The organism is Variovorax sp. J2P1-31 (assembly GCF_030317215.1).
GTDB lineage: Bacteria > Pseudomonadota > Gammaproteobacteria > Burkholderiales > Burkholderiaceae_C > Variovorax.
In genome coordinates this window covers 678,656-695,928 of record NZ_JASZYA010000001.1, presented here as the reverse complement: position 1 = coordinate 695,928, position 17,273 = coordinate 678,656, and the positions used below count along the sequence as shown (strand labels likewise).

Here is a 17,273-nt window from a genome sequence, read left to right as displayed (position 1 = left end):
AAAGAAAAAATGCAGACGCCAGGCCGCGCGCGGCCCGGCATTCGATCGCTCAGGCGATCACATGAAGCTGGCGAGCAGCCGCTTCGTGATGTCGAACAGCAGGTTGACCGGCGAGGGCCCGAAGGACAGCCAGGTGCCCGTCAAGGCCTGCTGGCCCACGCCCGGCTTGGTCCAGTCGCAGACACCGCCGGGGAACGCGGCCTGCATGCGGCCCCACTGCACCGGGCTGAAGATCACGCGGTAGTCCGACGGGTTCAGCGGCTTGAGCTGGCATTTCGCGATGTCGTCGGTCAGCGGGCCGCCGGCCGCCATGCGCGGCGTGGTGCCCGCGGGGTAGAAGGTGTTGCAGGCGCCGGTGCCGAAGGCGGTCTGTTCCTCCACGTACTTCAGGCCGTTGCTCCAGCAGGCGTCCTTGAGGTCGGCCGGCCGGTTGGCCGCCACCTTCTGCGCCTTGGTGCGGCCCGAGGTGTCGGCACGCACCGCCGACAGCCAGGTGTTCATCTGGTCGAAGGCTTCGGCTTCGCTGCCGCCCTTGGTCCACATCACGTGGTTGTCGATGTGGCCGTTGGCGCGGCGCAGGCGCTCGCGCATCGAGAACGAGTGGATCTTGGTGTGGATGTCGCCGCCCACCGTGCCGTCGTTGTAGTCGCGCAGGTCGATGATCGCGGTCGATGCGAGGCCGCCGCCGCCGTTCACGATCCGTCCCGACTGGTAGGCGCGGTTGAGCGCCTCGACGTCGCCCACGGTGCGGGTGGCGGTGCGCTTCATGTCCCGGTCGACGCCGCCCACGCGCTCGTTGAGGTCCAGGAACTTGTCGATCGAGAGCTTGCCTTCGTTGAGCGCATTCAGTCCGTACTGGATGCCGACGTTGTCGATCGGCCGCAGCGCGAAGCCTTCGGCCTCGGTCTTGCCGTAGACGTTGGCCGTGTGATCGAAGACCGTGGCACGCGCGCCCGTCGGGTTGGTCAACGGGTTGTAGCGCTGCTCCACGGGCACGCCGGCCGGGAAGGACACGGTCGGGTCGAGCCGGCCCGCGCTGCCGCTCATGTTGGCGATGTTGCCGATCTGCAGGTAGCCGGAGATGGCCTGCTTCTCCGCCACGGTGTAGGCCAGCGCCGAAGTCGCCGGGTCGTTGAAGTAACTGTTGAGCACGCGCGAGTCGTGCAGCTTGAAGATGGTCGACGAGGTCACGTCGGCGAACACCTGGCTCACCACCACGCCGTCGAACAGGCCGGGATAGTTGTCGCTGGTCTGGTGGCTCTGGTAGGAGCCGCCCGAGCCACCCACGCCGATGGTGTACTTGGGCACGCCGAAGTTCTCGATGAAGCGCTCCTTCACCATCGCGATGGTCTCCGAGGAGAGCTGGTCGTTGCAGTTGGTGCCGAAGACGTTGAGCGTCGAGGTGGTCACGGCGAAGCCGCGGCTCTGGTAGACCGGGTTGATCAGCGTGCCGAAGTCGTTGCCCTGCTGGAACCAGCCGCCTTGGCAGCCGCCGCCCAGCGGGTAGAGCAGTTGGCCGTTCCAGCCGGCGGGCGGCGTGGTCGGCGACGGCGCGGGCTCGTTGAGCACGTCGTGCAGGATGGCCGACTGGTAGAGGCCGCGGTTGATGGTGCCGCTCTCGAGCCGCACCACGTAGGGCACGCTCTTGCCGTTGACCGTGAGGTAGGTCATGTTGGCCGGATAGGCCGTGATCGACGCGGGCTCGAAGCGCGTGTTGCCGCCGCTGCTGTTGCGGTAGTAGTAGTCGACCCGCGTCTCGACCGAGCACTTGCCGTCGTCCAGCGACTTGAGCGGCTGGCCGCCCATGCGGGTGAAAGTGGCGTAGCCGCACACGAAGGGTTCCTCGTGCGGACCCGAGATCACCGGGCCGGTGACCGGATAGGCCGTGAGCGCCAGTGTGGTGCTGTAGTCGCCGTAGCGCGCGAGCAGCTGGTTCTCGCCGAGCTTGAGCCCCGTGACCTTGCCCAGCAGGCGGCCGTCGGCGGGGTTGCGGGCGAAGGCCGCCGTCACGTCGCGGCCGTCGACCGTCACCGACAGCGTGCTCATCGGCTTGTCGCCGAGCAGCTGGAGCTCGACCAGCGCATCGTCGCCGGTCACGAGCTTGGGCGAAGACGACAGCACGCTGACCTTGACCGTCGCATCCGCCGGCGTGCCGGGGTTGGGACTGCCGGGGTCCGGCACGGGCGTGACCGGGTTGCCGCCGGTCGGCGGGTTGGTGCCGCCCCCGTCGTTGCTGCTGCCGCCGCAGGCCGACAGGATCAGCGCGGCCAGCAAGGCGCTGATGCGCGCCGAGTTCCGGCCGAATCGGGGAATGTTCTTTTCGAATCTCATGCTCAAGGTCTCCGTCTTTTTGTGAAGGGAAAAGGCTTTGCCCATGCGGCGGCGCGACACGGTCGAACCGGGTCGTCGCGCCAGGCGTGCGGCGTCAGTGCGGGGGCGGGAAGAAAGGCGCGCCAGGCGCCGGCCTCGCCCGTGAAGGCGGTGCCGGGGGTGCGCGGGTCGTGCAGTGCTGCGGGCTCATCGGTGTCTCCATCCTCGGGTGTTGTGCCTGTTCAATAGCAACCGACGTGCCACGCCGCACACGCGATGCAAGTGATTGAATTCAAAGGATTTTTCTCCGCAGCGTCGTGGTTTTCCCGCGCTGCGGCGGATGAAAAACCGGCCACGCGGCGAGCGCCCTGTCCGGGAATCCGCACGCCTGCCGCAGCCATGGCGGCGCCGGCGACCGCGGGCGCTTCAGGCGAAAAAAAACCGCCCGAAGGCGGTTTTCCGAGGCGGTGGTGTCAGCACCGGGGCGATCTCACCACTTGTCGTCGCGCGTCGGCGCCGCCGCCGGTGCATCGCTGCGCGTAGCGGCCGGGCGTGCCGGCTTCGGCTTGGCCGCGGCGGCAGGTGCCGCGGCGGTGTCGGCTGCCGCCACACGCGCCGTCACCATCCCACGCAGTTGCAGCGCGCCGGGCTGAAGCCCGTCGAGCGGCATCTGCACGCGTTCGAGCCGGCCCTGCGCCATGGTCGGCGTCACGCGTTCGATCACCACCTCGCAGCAGTCGGATTCGACCCGGCCCAGCGACTGGTTGGTCTGCGGGTCGAACATCTCCTTGCCCATGTAGGCCAGCTGGTAGCGACCGCCTTCGCGCACCGCCTGGCCGCCCTGGCTCAGCACCACGGCATTGCCGTCGCGCGAGATCACCGTCACCGGGTAGGTGCGCGAGACGATGCCCGAGACGATGCGGTTGGCGATCTCGTTCTTCATGCCTTCGCTGACCTGCGCACCGTCGATGCCCGAGCCCAGCGTGGTGGCCGCGACCTTGGGCGCTTCGCCGCGCAGCGACTCCGACAGCATGACCTGCCGCGTCGACACGTTGACCAGCTTCTGCGAGACACCCCAGCCGCCCGAGTAGCTCACCAGTTCACGGTCGCTGGTCTGCAGCTGGCGCGCGTGGCGGTTGTAGGCGAAGGAAGTGATCTTGCCGACCCAGATCACGTCGGCGCTCAGGGCCTGGCCCAGCTTGCCGAACTCGGCGCGCGGTGCCTGGCCCGAGCTGATCATGTCGAGCTCCTGCGCCACCTCGCCGCCCATGTCGCGGTCGAGCACGGTGAAGCGCCCGGTATTGGTCAGCGCGGTGAGGATCTGCTGGCGCAGGTCCTCGGCCACCTTCTCGGCCGGCACGCTGCGTCCGCCCATCGGGAAGGACGCGGTGTCGTAGCGCAGCGGCGCGATCACGATCTTGAGCTTCTTGCTGTCGGCCGCGGGCGGCGTGTACTTGGCGACCGAGGCTTCGATGTCGGCCTGGTAGAAGCCGCGGCTGTCGGGGCCGTCGAGCGCATTGACCTTGAACCCGGTGATCGCGCCGCCCGCGCTCTGCACCACCTGCTCGGCGAAGGCCGTGCCGCGCAGGGCCTCGGCATTGCGGCCGCGCGCCAGCGTGAGCGTGAGCTTGAGCTGCTCGCTGCCCAGGTCCATGGTCGTGCCGTTGACCATCTTGAGCGCCAGGCGCATCGCTTCGTCGACCGCCTCGGCCGCGCTGGCACCCGTGCCCTGCGCGTTGACCGTCACGGTGCCGACCTTGCCGGCGTCGGGCAGCGCGGCCACGGGCGAAGCCGATGGCGGGGGCGCCACCGGCGCGACCGGCGTCGCGACCACCGCGGGCACCGGCTTGTTCTTGCCGGTGTACTTGTCGATCATGGTCTGGGCCTGGTCGCAGGCCGAGACCGAGAAGGCCAGCGACAGCGCCAGCGTCAGTCGGACGGTGCCCATGGCCTCAGAACGCGCCCAGCGCCTTGGTCGCGTCGGTCGGCACGGGGATGTCGTGGCTCTTGGCGTAGGCCGTCGAGTAGCTCAGCGTGTCGTAGACGTTCTTCGCGTTGCTCGGGAAATTGGTCACCACGTAGGCACCGGCGTTGAGCTTGGTCATGGCCAGCATCGGCGAAGCCTTGAGCGTGTTGCTGAAGGCCAGCACGTGCGGGCGCAGGCCGACGTACTTGACCACGCCCAGGCCCAGCGAGGCCATGCCCGACTGGTACAGCGCCTGCGACTGTGCATCCATCTTCAGGTTGCTGTCGTTGAGGCGGGCGCTGATCTCCTTGGACGAATCGCTCTGGATCTTGTCGGCGTCCGACAGGTTGCCCTTGGTCGCGCCGTCGCCCAACGCATCGGCGGTGGACTTCAGCTTGGCCGCCGATTCCTTGAGGCCCACGGCCTCGGCCATCTTCGACTGCGCGACCAGCACTTCCTTGTTGGCCGACACGTAGGCGCGCACCAGCGAGTCCTGCTCGGCGCCCTGGTCGCCGCCACCCGAGGCCGCGCCACCGGTGATGCTGCCGATCGAGGGCATCGAGAACTGCGCGAAGGCGCAAGGGGCGATGAAGGCGGCGGCGAGTGCGATGGCGGTCAGTTTCTTGGACATGTTGTGGTGTTCTTTGGAGTGAAAGAAAAAAGAAAAGAGAGCAGGTGTGCGGCGTTCAGCGCAGGCCGAGGTTGGTGACCTGGCTCACGAGTTCGCGCGCCGCGCTGTCGGCGGCCTTCTTGAGCGCGTTGCCGCGGGCTTCGGCTTCGGTCGGGCCGACGCCGGCGTACTGCACCGGGCCGACGGTCGAGATGTTCTCGGGGATGCCGCTGGTGAGGTCGAGGATCTTGCCGGTCACGGTCACGGCCACGCGCTGCAGGCCGCTGGACGGATCGGTATCGGTCAGGCCCACGTCGAGCGTGCCGAAGGCCAGGTACGGCACCTGGGCCGCCTGCAGGCCGCGCACCACGTCGCGCAGTGTCGCGGGGTCGAGGTCGTTGCCGGTCTTGTAGTCGTTCTCGACGTTCTTGATCTTCATGAGGCCGTTGGTGTAGGGCTCGACGAAGCCGGCCTCGAGCACCTTGAAGCCGGCCGAGGCGAAGATGCCGGTGAACACCGAATTGAGGTTGGCGCTCGGGAAGATGCGCCAGGTCGATTCGCTCGCGCGGCGCGTGGTGCTGCCGCCGGTCTCGATGGTGTCGGTGCGCTTGGCTTCGAACGCGGTTTCGCGGCTGCGCGATGCGTTGGTGCCGATCTGGCCGCCACGGATCGATTCGCCCTCGGCGCCGCGGCGCTTGTCGGAGCCCTGCGCATCGACCTTCACGCCGCGGTCCACGCGCTGGTAGACGCGGTCGTCGAAGGTCTTCTCGGAATCGACCTGGCGCGACACGAACAGGAAGGTCAGCTTGGAGCGGTCGCCCTTGGCCGTGGCCGTGGTGGCCGATCCGGCCTTGACCGCGTTGCGCAGCTTGGCCACGTTGATCGAGGTGCGCACCGTGACGGTGTAGACGCGCTTGTCGGTCTGGTCCTGCTCGTCGAGGACGGTCGCGTCGAGGATGAATTTGTCGAGGTTGGCGCCCACGCGCTCGCGGATCGCGTCGAAGTTGGCCGACTCGGACTCGCCGGCTTCGGCGTAGTAGAACTCGACCGCCTTGACCTGCGCCTCGCGCATCGCGCGCTCCTTGACCTCGGGGCTGGCCTTGCTGCCGAACACCGAGCCCTCGTAGGTCACCGAGGCCTTGCCGCGGGCGGTCGCGACCTGCGCGTGCGCGGCCAGGACCATGAAGAACAGGCCAAAGGCGAGCAGCATCAGGACGACGCTGCGCATCGGATGGCGCGCGATCGGCGCGGCGAGTGGCAAGGCTATTTGCATGACTGGATGACCTCTTTGGTGGCGGTGATTTGCTTGTCGATGTCCGGGGCGGCGGCCGCATCCTTGAGCCACGGATCATTGCCCCCGGCGAGCACGCCGGAGAGCTTGGTGAACAGGCCGCGCAGGCTGTCGCTGTAGGCGGGGAAGTCGTCCACGCTGCGCTGCGAAGAAGGCACGGTCTTGACCTCGCCGTTCTTGAATTCCGAATTCATGTAGACGCGGTTGGCCAGCGGCTGCTGCACCTTGACCGCGACCTTCGAGGCGTAGATGTAGCTGGTGCCGGCCGCGACCTTGGCGTGCTCGAAGCGGCCGAAGCGCGTGAGGTCCACCGAGATCGCGTAGTCGGGCTCGGGCAGCTTGAGCTCGTAGACCGAGCCGTCGGCCACGCGCATCGACATCACCTTGCCGATCGCATAGCCCTTGGCGTAGGGCAGGATCGGCACGCCGGTGCGGCTGGAGATGGCTTCGGCCAGCATGTCGGCGACCCAGGTCTCGGCGACGCCGGGCTGGCTCGCGAGTTCGGCCGGCAGCAGCTTGCGCACTTCATCGCTGACGGTGGCCTGCGAGACCTGCAGGAAACGCGGCACCTGGGCCGGCAGGCTGGCGCGCGCGAGCGCTTCGGAGAAGCGGTTCAGGATGCCGGGCGTGGTGCCCGCGCCCAGGTAGAGCGTGCGCACGCGCTCGGCGATCTCGTCCTCGGTGGGCGCATGGTCGAGCAGGTCGACATAGGCCACGCTGAACGGATAGGCGCGAAGGACGGTCATGGTCTTGAAGTCGAAGAACATGGCCTGCGCGCGCAGCTGGATGAAGACCTTCGACAAACCGCCGAAGCGCTCGGTCGACACCGTCTCGCCGTTGAGCATCAGCGCCACGGCGATTGCCTGGTCGCGGCCCTTGAGTTCCATCAGGTTGGCCGTGTCGAGCTCGAAGGCGGTCGGCGGCTGGGCCGCCACCACCTGCCGGATCAGGCCGTTGATGCCGCCCGCGCCCAGCGATTTGTCGAGGCGCTGCGAATGCGGGAAACGGGCCGTGATGCTGGCCGCATCACCCGAGTAGGCGAAGCCGGCGAGCGAGACGCTCAGCGCGAGTGCCTGGCCGACGAGGCCTCCCCAAAAAAGAAAGAGAAAAGCCACCCATCTGGAATGCCGAACCATCCGTCCCCCTCGTTATGTAAAGTTCGGCGAGTCTATGTGAGTAAGTGTTATTTGCCCTGTCAGACAAAGGCCTTTTCAATGAAAAAAGCCAGCGAGGCGCTGGCTTTTTGGTATGCATTCGAAAGGCTTACTTGAGGGCCTTGTAGCGCATGCGCTTGGGCTTCGCGCCCTCTTCGCCGAGACGCTTCTTCTTGTCGGCTTCGTACTCCTGGTAGTTGCCGTTGAAGAAGGTCCACTGGCTGTCGCCTTCGGCCGCGAGGATGTGGGTGGCGATGCGGTCGAGGAACCAGCGGTCATGGCTGATGACCATCACGGTGCCGGCGAATTCGAGCAGCGCGTCTTCGAGCGCACGCAGGGTTTCCACGTCCAGGTCGTTCGACGGTTCGTCCAGCAGCAGCACGTTGCCGCCGGCGATCAGGGTCTTGGCCAGGTGCAGGCGGCCGCGTTCACCGCCCGACAGCGTGCCGACCTTCTTCTGCTGGTCCGCGCCGTTGAAGTTGAAGCGGCCCGCGTATGCGCGGCTGGCCATCTGGAACTTGCCGACGTTGATGATGTCGAGGCCGTTCGAGATGTCTTCCCACACGGTCTTGCTGTTGGCCAGCTCGTCGCGATGCTGGTCGACGAAGGCCATCTTCACGGTCTGGCCGATCACGACCTCGCCCGAATCCGGTTGTTCCTTGCCCGCGAGCAGCTTGAACAGCGTCGACTTGCCGGCGCCGTTGGGGCCGATGATGCCGACGATCGCGCCCGGCGGCACGGTGAAGCTCAGGTTGTCGATCAGCATGCGGTCGCCGAAGGACTTGCTGACGTTGTGGAACTCGAACACCTGCTGGCCCAGCCGCTCCGCCACAGGAATGAAGATCTCCTGCGTTTCGTTGCGCTTCTGGTATTCCATGTCGCTCAGCTCTTCGAAGCGAGCCAGACGCGACTTGCTCTTGGCTTGGCGCGCCTTCGGGTTCTGGCGCGACCATTCCAGTTCCTTCTTCAGGGCCTTGGCATGGGCTTCTTCGCTCTTCTGCTCCTGCGCCAGGCGTTCGCCCTTCTGCTCGAGCCAGGTGCTGTAGTTGCCCTTCCATGGGATGCCGCGTCCGCGGTCCATTTCCAGGATCCACTCGGCCGCGTTGTCGAGGAAGTAGCGGTCGTGGGTGATGGCCACCACGGTGCCCGTGAAGCGCTGCAGGAACACTTCGAGCCACTCCACCGATTCGGCGTCCAGGTGGTTGGTGGGTTCGTCGAGCAGCAGCATGTCGGGCTTGGACAGCAGCAGGCGGCACAGCGCCACGCGGCGCTTTTCGCCGCCCGACAGCAGGCCGATCTTCGCGTCCCACGGCGGCAGGCGCAGTGCGTCGGCGGCGATTTCCAGCTGGTGTTCGGAATCGGTGCCGGCGGTGGCGATGACGGCTTCGAGCTGGGCCTGCTCGGCGGCCAGTGCGTCGAAGTCCGCGTCTTCGGCGCCGTAGGCGATGTACACCTCTTCGAGGCGCGCCTTGGCCGCGAACACCGCGCCCATGGACTCCTCCACCGATTCGCGCACCGTGTGCTCGGCGTCGAGCTTGGGCTCCTGCTCCAGATAGCCGATCGTCATCCCCTGCATCGGCAGCGCCTCGCCCTCGAACTCCTTGTCCACACCCGCCATGATCTTGAGCAGCGTGGACTTGCCCGAGCCGTTCAGGCCGAGCACGCCGATCTTGGCGCCGGGGAAGAAGGAGAGCGAAATGTCTTTCAAGAGCTGCCGCTTGGGCGGCACGGTCTTGCTGACGCGGTTCATCGAATAGACGTATTGAGCCATATCTCTTGCAGGTTGGAACAGGTTGGAACAAGGGCCGCGCCAGGCGCTGCGGGCGGTCAGCGAGGGGCGGCGAACCTTCTATTATCCCCAATGGCGTGGGTGGCCCCGCCGGCGCCGCCCCGTTCCGGCACCGGGCCCGAGGTTTTAGCGGCGCCCACCCGCGCGCCGCAAGGCCTTGCGCACGACATTTGGAGGCACAGCGCCGACTCATGCGACAATGGGCCTTCGTTGCCGGGTCCAGTTGCCCGCAACAGCGGCTCTTCTGCCGGGGACAAGAAGGCTTTGCGCACACCCATGCGACTGGCTCTCGGCTCCCACCCTTGATACATCAGCCTTGACTGACCGGGTCGCCCCAACAAAGGGCACCGCGGTGGGCCGATGCCACTGCGCCATGCAAGGCGCTATTGCTTCCAAATGACTTTTGAAGATCTGAAGTTGGCCCCGGCCATCCTGAAGGCTGTGCTCGAACACGGCTACGACACGCCCACGCCCATCCAGGCCCAGGCGATCCCCGTGGTGCTCGAGGGGCACGACCTGCTCGGCGGCGCCCAGACCGGCACCGGCAAGACCGCGGCCTTCACGCTGCCCATGCTGCACAAGCTCACCATGAGCCGCAGCGCCACCAACAAGTTCGGCGGCACCGGCATCCGTGCGCTGGTGCTGACCCCCACGCGCGAACTCGCGGCCCAGGTCGAAGAGTCGGTGCGCACCTACGGCAAGTACCTGCAGCTGGACTCGACCGTGATCTTCGGCGGCGTCGGCATGAACCCGCAGATCAGCAAGCTCAAGAAGGGCGTCGACATCCTCGTGGCCACGCCCGGCCGCCTGCTCGACCTGCAGCAGCAGGGCATGCTCGACCTGTCGCAGGTGCAGATCCTGATCCTCGACGAAGCCGACCGCATGCTCGACATGGGCTTCATCCACGACGTGAAGAAGATCCTCGCGCTGGTGCCCAAGGAAAAGCAGAGCCTGCTGTTCTCGGCCACCTTCAGCGACGAGATCCGTGACCTGGCCGCCAACCTGCTCAAGAACCCGCAGAGCATCCAGGTCACGCCGCGCAACACCACCGTGCAGCGCATCACCCAGGTGATCCACCCGGTCGGCCGCGGCAAGAAGAAGGCCCTGCTCGCCCACATCATCAACGAGCACAACTGGAGCCAGGTGCTGGTGTTCACGCGCACCAAGTTCGGCGCCAACAACGTGGCCGAGTTCCTGACCAAGAACGGCATCGAGGCGATGGCGCTGCACGGCAACAAGAGCCAGAGCGCACGCACCCAGGCCCTGGCCGGCTTCAAGACCGGCGCCATCCGCGCGCTGGTGGCGACCGACATCGCGGCCCGCGGCATCGACATCGACGAGCTGCCGCACGTCGTGAACTACGAGATCCCCAACGTCAGCGAAGACTATGTGCACCGCATCGGCCGCACCGGCCGCGCGGGCAACAGCGGCGAGGCCGTGAGCCTGGTCTGCCTGGACGAGGAAGGCTTCATGCAGGAGATCGAGCGCTTCACCAAGCAGCAGATCCCGGTGAAGGTCGTCGACGGCTTCGGCCCCGAGGAAGGCGAACGCGCCGAGCCGATCGCCATGGGTCGCCAGACGATCTGGGGCGGTGCCGGTCGTCCGCCGAGCCGCGAAGTGATGCAGGCGGCCGCCAAGGCCGCACGCACCGAGATGCTGCAGCGCGTGCGCGATAACAAGGCCGGCCAGGGCGGCGGCAACGGCGGCGGCGGCGGTGGCGGTCAACGCCGCGGCGGCGGTGCGGCACCCCAGGGTGCGCGCAGCGGCGGCGGTGGCGGCCAAGGCCCGGCACGCGGCCAGGCACCGCGTCCGCAAGGCGGTCCGGGCCGCGGCCCGCAGGGTCCGGCGCGCGCGCCGCACCATGCACCGCAAGGCCTGCCGCATGACGAGCGCCAACCGCGCCATCACGGCAACAGCCACAGCCCGACGCAGGCCAACCAGGTCGCGCACCTGCGCGCCGAATCGGTCGGCGGCGGCGACGGCCAGCCCGATCCGCTGCGCACCAGCGTCGACAGCATGGGTGGCGGCCGCGGCCGTCGCGGCGGCGGCGGTGGTGGTGGCGGCTACGGCGGCAACCGCTCGGGCGGCGGCGGCGGTGGTGGTCGTTCCGGCGGCGGCGGTGGTTACGGCGGTGGCGGTGGTGGCCGCTCGGGCGGCGGCGGTGGCCGTTCCTTCGGCCGCTGAGCCGGCTGCTGCCCTCGATGGCAGCACTCCACTCTCCTCAAGGGCGCTTCGGCGCCCTTTTGCTTGGCCGGTCGGATGGCGCGGGCGACCGCGCACCGAGCACCGCTTCGATGTCGCTGCGCGCGCTGTCGATCAGCGCCAGCACCGCGCGCTCGGCTTCGTCCGGGTCGCGCGCGCGCACCGCATCGAGCACCGCGCGGTGCCGCGGCAGCGACAGCGCGGGCCCGTTGTGCAGGGTGCTGGAGATCTCGAAGCTGGTGCGCAGCAGCGCGTTCAGCGCCTTGCTCATCTGCGCCAGCATCAGGTTGCCCGCCGCGCGCAGCAGGCCGTGGTGGAAGCGCAGGTCGTGCGTGGTGTAGTCGGTGCTGCGCGCCGCCACCGCCTGCGCCATGCCGGCATAGGCGTCCTCCAGTTCCGCGAGGTCCTGCGCGGTCGCGCGCTCGGCCGCCAGGCGCACCGCGGCCGGCTCGACCATGCGCCGCAGGTCCTGCAGGTCGCGCAGGAACTGGGGCGTGAGGCCGACCTTGGCCTTCCAGGTGATGACGTCGGGATCGAACCAGTTCCAGTCCTGCTGCGGCAGCACCCGGCTGCCGACCTTGGGCCCGGTCACGACCATGCCCTTGGCGGCGAGCGCCTTGATGGCCTCGCGCACCACCGTGCGACTCACCCCCAGTTCCTGGCCCAGCACCGGCTCGGGCGGGATCACGCCGCCTTCCGGGTAGCGGCCCGAGACGATCGCCTCGCCCAGCAGGTCGACCGTCTGGCCGTGCGCGTTCTTGGCCATCGCCTGTGCCGACCTTCTCAGGCCGGGACCGGCGTGAGCAGCGGCTCGCCCGCGAAGTGCGCGCGCAGGTTGTCGAAGGTGAGCTGCGCCATCGCCTCGCGCGTCTGCCTGGTGCCGCTGCCGATGTGCGGCGTGAGCACCACGTTGTCCATGGCCAGCAATTCGGCCGGCACGTGGGGCTCGTCGGCGAAGACGTCGAGCGCGGCGCCGGCGATGGTGCCGGCCTGCAGCGCCGCGATCAGCGCCGGCTGGTCGACCACGCTGCCGCGCGCCACGTTCACCAGGTAGCCCTGCGGGCCCAGCGCCTGCAGCACCTTGGCATCGATCAGGCCGCGCGTGGCCGCGCCGCCGGGCGTGATGACGACCAGGAAATCGACCGCGGCGGCCAGCGATGCGGCGTCGGGGTGGTAGGTGTAGGGCAGGTTCTCGCGCGGCGAGCGCGCGGTGTAGGCCACGTCCATGCGGAAGGCCAGCGCGCGCTGCGCGATCGCCTGGCCGATGCGGCCCATGCCGACCACGCCCAGCCGGCTGCCCGCGACCTTGCGCGCCACCGGGATCGGGCCCTTGAGCCATTCGCCGCCGCGCACGAAGCGATCGGCCTGCGGGATGCGCCGCGCCGCCGAGATCAGCAGCCCCAGCGCGAGGTCGGCCACGTCGTCGTTGAGCACGCCGGGCGTGTGGGTCACGGGGATGCCGCGCGCCCGGGCCGCCGCCACGTCCACGCCGTCGTAGCCGACGCCGAACACCGTGATCATCTCCAGCGCGGGCAGCTGCGCGATGAGCGCGGCCGGCACCTTCGACTCGCCGGTCGCGACCACCGCGCGGATGCGCGGCGCCGCCGCCGCGAAGGCGGACGGGTCGTTCAGGTGCAGGCGGTCGTGCACGGTGACCGCGCCGCGCAGCGCGTCCATCAGGAAGGGCATCACCGGCGCGACGACCAGCACCTCCGGGCGTTCGACGCTCATGCGCGGATCCCCACCTTCTGCACCAGCTCCTTGAAGTACAGGTGGTCGCGCTCCATCGATTGACCGAACTCGGCCGCGTCGAGGTAGGAGAAGCCCAGGTTGAGCTTCTCGAGCGCCTCGCGCATCGCCGGCTCCTCGGCGGTCTTGCGCGCCGCGGCGCGCAGCACGTCGACCACCGCGGTCGGCGTGGCCTTGGGCACGGCCAGGCCGCGCCAGGTGCCGATCGACAGGTCGATCTTGCGTTCCTTCAGGGTCGGCACCTTGTCGAAGGCCTTGAGGCGCTGGTCGGCCATCACGGCCAGGATCTTGAGCTTGCCGGCCTGCACGTGCACCGCCACCTCGCCCGGGCTCACGGCCACCGCATCGATGTGGCCGCCGAGCAGCGCCACCACGCCGGGTGCCGCGCCCTGGTAGGGCACATGGTTGAACTTGACGCCGGCCTTGTCTTCCAGGCCCGCGGCCGCGAGATGCCAGATCGAGCCGTTGCCCGAGTTGCCGACCCGCATCTCGCCGGGCTTGGCCTTGGATGCCGCGAGGAACTCCTCGATGGTGTTCCAGGGCGCATCGGCCTTGACCGTGATCGCCGACGGGTCGGCGTTGAGCCGCGCGATGGGACGGAAGTCGGCATAGGTGAACTTCGACAGGTTCAGGTGCGGCAGGATCACCAGCTCGGCGATCACCACCGACACCTTGTAGCCGTCGGGCTTGCTGTTGAGCACCTCGCCCATGCCGACCACGCCGCTGGCGCCGGGCTTGTTGTTGACGATGAAGGGCTGCGGGAAATGCTTCTTCGCGATCTCGGCGAAACCGCGCGCCAGCGCGTCGGTGCCGCCGCCCGCGGAGGCCGGCACCACCAGCTCGACCGGCTTGCTGGGGTAGTCGTCGGCGAAGGCGGCGAAAGGCAGCGGCAGCAGCATCGCGCCGAGGCCCTGCAGAAGGTGGCGGCGCTGCGCCGAGAGGGTGTCTTGCATGCTCTGTCTCCGGTATGGGGGGTGCGGCCATCCGGGTCTGCCCGGGCTCGCCGGCTTATCATATGATGATTGAAAATGCCGTTTCCGCAGGAGAAACCCTGGGATGCGGACGCCATGACGATGAAGCCGGAGACACGCCACGATGCATTGGGTCGCAGTTGATTGGGGCACGAGTTCGCTGCGCGGCGCGCTGCTGGATGCCGATGGAAAGGTGCTCGAGGAACAGAGCCACGCACGCGGCATCCTGAGCGTGCCGGCCGGCGGCTTCGGGGCCGTCTTCGACGAACTGTTCGGCGCCTGGATGGCGCCCTCGGGCACGCGCTGCCTGATCTCCGGCATGGCCGGCAGCAAGCAGGGCTGGGTCGAAGCCCCCTACTGCGCCTGCCCGGCCGGCCTCGCCGAGATCGCGGCCAAGGTGATCGAGGTCCAGCCCGGCCGCGTGGCGATGGTGCCCGGCCTCAGCGACGAGCACGACGGCGTGCCCGACGTGATGCGCGGCGAGGAGGTGCAGCTGTTCGGCGCCATGGCGCTGACCGGCCTGCGCGACGGCCTCTTCGTGCTGCCCGGCACGCACAACAAATGGGTGCGCGTGGCCGAGGGCCGCGTGGCGGGCTTCCGCACCTTCATGACCGGCGAGTTCTATGCGCTGCTCGGCACCCATTCGATCCTGGCGCGCACCCTCGACACCACGGCGCCGCTCGACGAGGCCGCCTTCCTGCAGGGCGTGATGCAGTCGGCCAACAACGAAGGCCTGCTGCACAACGCTTTCGGCGCGCGCACGCTGGCGCTGTTCGAGCGCATGTCGGCGGCCGACCTGGCGAGCTACCTCTCGGGCCTGCTGATCGGCGAAGAGCTGCGCACGCAGTCGCTGCGCGCCGCGGGCGAGGTCGTGCTGATCGGCTCGCCCGCCCTCACCCAGCGCTATGCGCTGGCCCTCCATGCCAGCGGCGTGGCCAGCCGGACCCTGGGCGCCGAAGCGACCTGGGCCGGGCTGCATGCCGTGGCCACCACCCTCGCACCATGAGCACCGCTGCCCTCGACACCTTCCACGCCGCCGTGCGCCGACTCCCGCTGGTCGCGATCCTGCGGGGCCTCACGCCGGCCGAGGCGCCCGCCGTCGGTGACGCACTGACCGAAGCCGGCTTCGAGCTGCTCGAAGTGCCTTTCAATTCGCCGCAGCCGCTGGAGAGCATCGCGCTGCTGCGCCAGCGCTTCCCCGCCGCGCTGGTCGGTGCCGGCACGGTGCTCACGGCGCAGCAGGTGCGCGAGGTGCATGCGGCCGGCGGCGCGCTGATCGTCGCGCCCAACTTCAACGCCGAGGTGGTGGCGGAGGCAACCCGGCTCGGCATGGTGAGCCTGCCCGGCGTGGCCACGCCCACCGAGGCCTTCGGCGCGCTCGCCGCCGGCGCCACCGGCCTCAAGCTGTTCCCGGCCGAGGCGGCCTCGCCCGCGGTGGTCAAGGCCTGGCTCGCGGTGCTGCCCAAGGGCACGCCGCTGATGCCGGTGGGCGGCATCACGCCGGCCAACATGGACGCCTGGCGCGCCGCGGGCGCCACCGGCTTCGGCATCGGCTCCGCGCTCTACAAGCCCGGCAAGAGCGCCGCCGCGGTGCGCGAGGATGCGCTGCAGTTCGCCGCCGCCTGGAACCACGCCCTGCGCACCTGAAAGCCCGTCCCATGCCGAACGCCGACGCCCAGTACGCCAGCCCCCAGGTCCAGGGCCTGCGCGAAGACCTCGCGCTCGCCCTGCGCGCCGCCGCGCACCACGGCCTGTCCGAAGGCGTGTGCAACCACTTCAGCGTGACGCTGCCCGGCAGCGTCGACCGCTATCTGATCAACCCGCGCGGTCTGCACTGGAGCGAGGTGCGGGCCGACGACATCGTGCTGATCGACCTGCACGGCGAGGTGCTGGCCGGACGCCACCGCGTCGAGCCGACCGCGCTGTTCATCCACGGCGCGGTGCACCGCCTCACGGGCCATGCGGTGGTGCTGCATTGCCACATGCCCTACGCCACCGCGCTCACGCTCACCAGCGACCGCGCGCTCGACCCCACGCTGAGCCAGAACGCGATGCGCTACATGGGCCGGATCGCGATCGACGCGCAGTACAACGGCCTGGCGCTCGACGATGCCGAGGGCGAGCGCATCGCGCGCAGCATGGCCGACGGCAGGGACGTGGCCTTCCTCGCCAACCATGGCGTGATCGTCGCGGGCGCCACCCTCGCCCATGCCTACGACGACCTCTACTACCTGGAGCGCGCCTGCCTGCACCAGGTGCTCGCGCAATCGACCGGCCGGCCGCTGGCACCGGTCGACCCCGCGCTGGCTGCGCGCGTGGCGGCCCAGGTGCAGGGCGAGCGCGAGCAGTCCGACCTGTTCTTCGAGGCGCTGCGCCGGCTGCTGCCCTGAGGTCGCGCGTGCCGCAAGCCCGGCCCGCTCGTCGCTCCCTCAGGCCGGAACGCCGTTCGGCGCGGGCTTCTCTCGCTGCGACGAATGCCAGCCCAGGTGACGGATCTCCGCGAACTCGATGGCCTTGAACAGCAGCACGCCCATGAGGCAGAGCAAGGCCAGCGCCACGAAGACGGTCGAGGTGTCGAAGCTGCCCTGCGCCACCAGGATCACATGCCCGAGCCCGGATTCCCCGGCCACGAACTCCCCGACGATGGTGCCCACCAGCGCGAAAGACACCCCCACCTTCATGCCCGCGAAGATGCTCGGCATCGCGTTCGGGAAGCGGATCTTCCAGAGCATCTTGGCGCGCGAAGCATGGTTCACCCGCGCCATGTCGAGCATGTCGGGGTCGGTCGAGCGCAAGCCGAGCACGGTGTCGATGAGGATCGGGAAGATCGCGATCAGCATCGCGATCGCCACCTTGGGCATGGCGCCGGTGCCCATCCAGATCACGAAGAGCGGCGCCAGCGCGACCTTGGGTACTGCGTTGAGCGCCACGAGCAGCGAGTAGAGCGTCCGGTCCAGGAACTTGGAATAGACGATGCCGATGGCCGCCGCGACCCCCAGCAGCAGCGCGAGCGCGAAGCCGTAGACCGTGGTCCGCAGCGTGTCCAGGCTCTCCATCAGCAGGTAGCCGGGTTGCGCGAAGAACTGACCCGCGATCTTCGACGGCGCCGGCAGCAGGAAGTCGCGGATGCCCAGCAGGCGCACGCAGGCCTCCCAGATCACCAGCAGCACCACGAGCGAAAGCAGGGCCTGGCGGCTGCGCTGCGTGCGTACCCAGAGTTGTTTCATGGTG

14 protein-coding genes are annotated in these 17,273 nt (G+C 68.8%); 4 read left to right on the top strand and 10 right to left on the bottom strand.

Annotated features, from left to right (window positions below; translation table 11 throughout):
• Positions 1-57: 57 nt before the first annotated feature.
• From QTI20_RS03135 to ettA, 6 genes are all read right to left on the bottom strand, one after another.
• On the bottom strand, positions 58-2,331 hold the full coding sequence (locus tag QTI20_RS03135) for a DUF6351 family protein (RefSeq protein ID WP_286550335.1): 2,274 nt from the start codon (positions 2,329-2,331) through the stop codon (positions 58-60).
• Between the two features lie 469 nt (positions 2,332-2,800).
• Positions 2,801-4,258: a CsgG/HfaB family protein gene (locus QTI20_RS03130; RefSeq protein WP_286550336.1), complete on the bottom strand. Its 1,458-nt coding sequence runs from the start codon at positions 4,256-4,258 to the stop codon at positions 2,801-2,803.
• A gap of 4 nt (positions 4,259-4,262) precedes the next feature.
• Positions 4,263-4,907, bottom strand: a complete 645-nt coding sequence (locus tag QTI20_RS03125; protein WP_183023232.1) for a hypothetical protein — start codon at positions 4,905-4,907, stop codon at positions 4,263-4,265.
• 55 nt (positions 4,908-4,962) lie between these two features.
• Positions 4,963-6,159 (bottom strand): hypothetical protein, encoded by a 1,197-nt coding sequence (locus tag QTI20_RS03120; RefSeq protein ID WP_286550337.1) that lies wholly within the window; start codon positions 6,157-6,159, stop codon positions 4,963-4,965.
• Complete coding sequence (locus QTI20_RS03115) at positions 6,150-7,313, bottom strand: hypothetical protein (RefSeq protein WP_286574140.1); 1,164 nt, start codon at positions 7,311-7,313, stop codon at positions 6,150-6,152. Before QTI20_RS03115 ends, QTI20_RS03120 begins: the two co-directional genes overlap by 10 nt.
• 127 nt (positions 7,314-7,440) lie before the next feature.
• The gene (gene ettA / locus QTI20_RS03110; RefSeq protein WP_286550339.1) at positions 7,441-9,102 is read right to left on the bottom strand and encodes an energy-dependent translational throttle protein EttA; all 1,662 of its coding nucleotides are present in this window, start codon (positions 9,100-9,102) and stop codon (positions 7,441-7,443) included.
• Between the two features lie 414 nt (positions 9,103-9,516).
• Between ettA and QTI20_RS03105 the strand changes: the two genes are divergently transcribed.
• Entirely contained in the window at positions 9,517-11,304 is a 1,788-nt protein-coding gene (locus tag QTI20_RS03105) for a DEAD/DEAH box helicase (protein WP_286550340.1), read from the top strand.
• A 37-nt stretch (positions 11,305-11,341) separates the two neighbouring features.
• Here QTI20_RS03105 and QTI20_RS03100 read toward each other — a convergent pair whose 3' ends face one another.
• Genes QTI20_RS03100 through QTI20_RS03090 form a run of 3 tightly spaced genes read right to left on the bottom strand, consistent with a single transcriptional unit; the run spans position 11,342 to position 14,024 of the window.
• Entirely contained in the window at positions 11,342-12,088 is a 747-nt protein-coding gene (locus tag QTI20_RS03100; protein WP_286550341.1) for a FadR/GntR family transcriptional regulator, read from the bottom strand.
• A gap of 17 nt (positions 12,089-12,105) precedes the next feature.
• Complete coding sequence (locus QTI20_RS03095) at positions 12,106-13,053, bottom strand: 2-hydroxyacid dehydrogenase (RefSeq protein WP_286550342.1); 948 nt, start codon at positions 13,051-13,053, stop codon at positions 12,106-12,108.
• A complete protein-coding gene (locus tag QTI20_RS03090) occupies positions 13,050-14,024 on the bottom strand; it encodes a Bug family tripartite tricarboxylate transporter substrate binding protein (protein ID WP_503011369.1) in 975 nt (324 codons plus the stop codon). Before QTI20_RS03090 ends, QTI20_RS03095 begins: the two co-directional genes overlap by 4 nt.
• A gap of 142 nt (positions 14,025-14,166) precedes the next feature.
• Here QTI20_RS03090 and QTI20_RS03085 point away from each other — a divergent pair, with 142 nt between their 5' ends.
• Genes QTI20_RS03085 through QTI20_RS03075 form a run of 3 tightly spaced genes read left to right on the top strand, consistent with a single transcriptional unit; the run spans position 14,167 to position 16,432 of the window.
• Positions 14,167-15,048, top strand: coding sequence for a 2-dehydro-3-deoxygalactonokinase (locus QTI20_RS03085; protein ID WP_286550343.1), 882 nt, complete (start codon positions 14,167-14,169; stop codon positions 15,046-15,048).
• The gene (locus tag QTI20_RS03080; RefSeq protein WP_286550344.1) at positions 15,045-15,689 is read left to right on the top strand and encodes a 2-dehydro-3-deoxy-6-phosphogalactonate aldolase; all 645 of its coding nucleotides are present in this window, start codon (positions 15,045-15,047) and stop codon (positions 15,687-15,689) included. Before QTI20_RS03085 ends, QTI20_RS03080 begins: the two co-directional genes overlap by 4 nt.
• An 11-nt stretch (positions 15,690-15,700) precedes the next feature.
• Complete coding sequence (locus tag QTI20_RS03075) at positions 15,701-16,432, top strand: aldolase (protein ID WP_286550345.1); 732 nt, start codon at positions 15,701-15,703, stop codon at positions 16,430-16,432.
• Between the two features lie 39 nt (positions 16,433-16,471).
• On the opposite strand, the gene QTI20_RS03070 is transcribed toward QTI20_RS03075, so the two are convergent.
• Positions 16,472-17,269 (bottom strand): ABC transporter permease, encoded by a 798-nt coding sequence (locus QTI20_RS03070; protein WP_183023223.1) that lies wholly within the window; start codon positions 17,267-17,269, stop codon positions 16,472-16,474.
• Positions 17,270-17,273 lie beyond the last annotated feature (4 nt).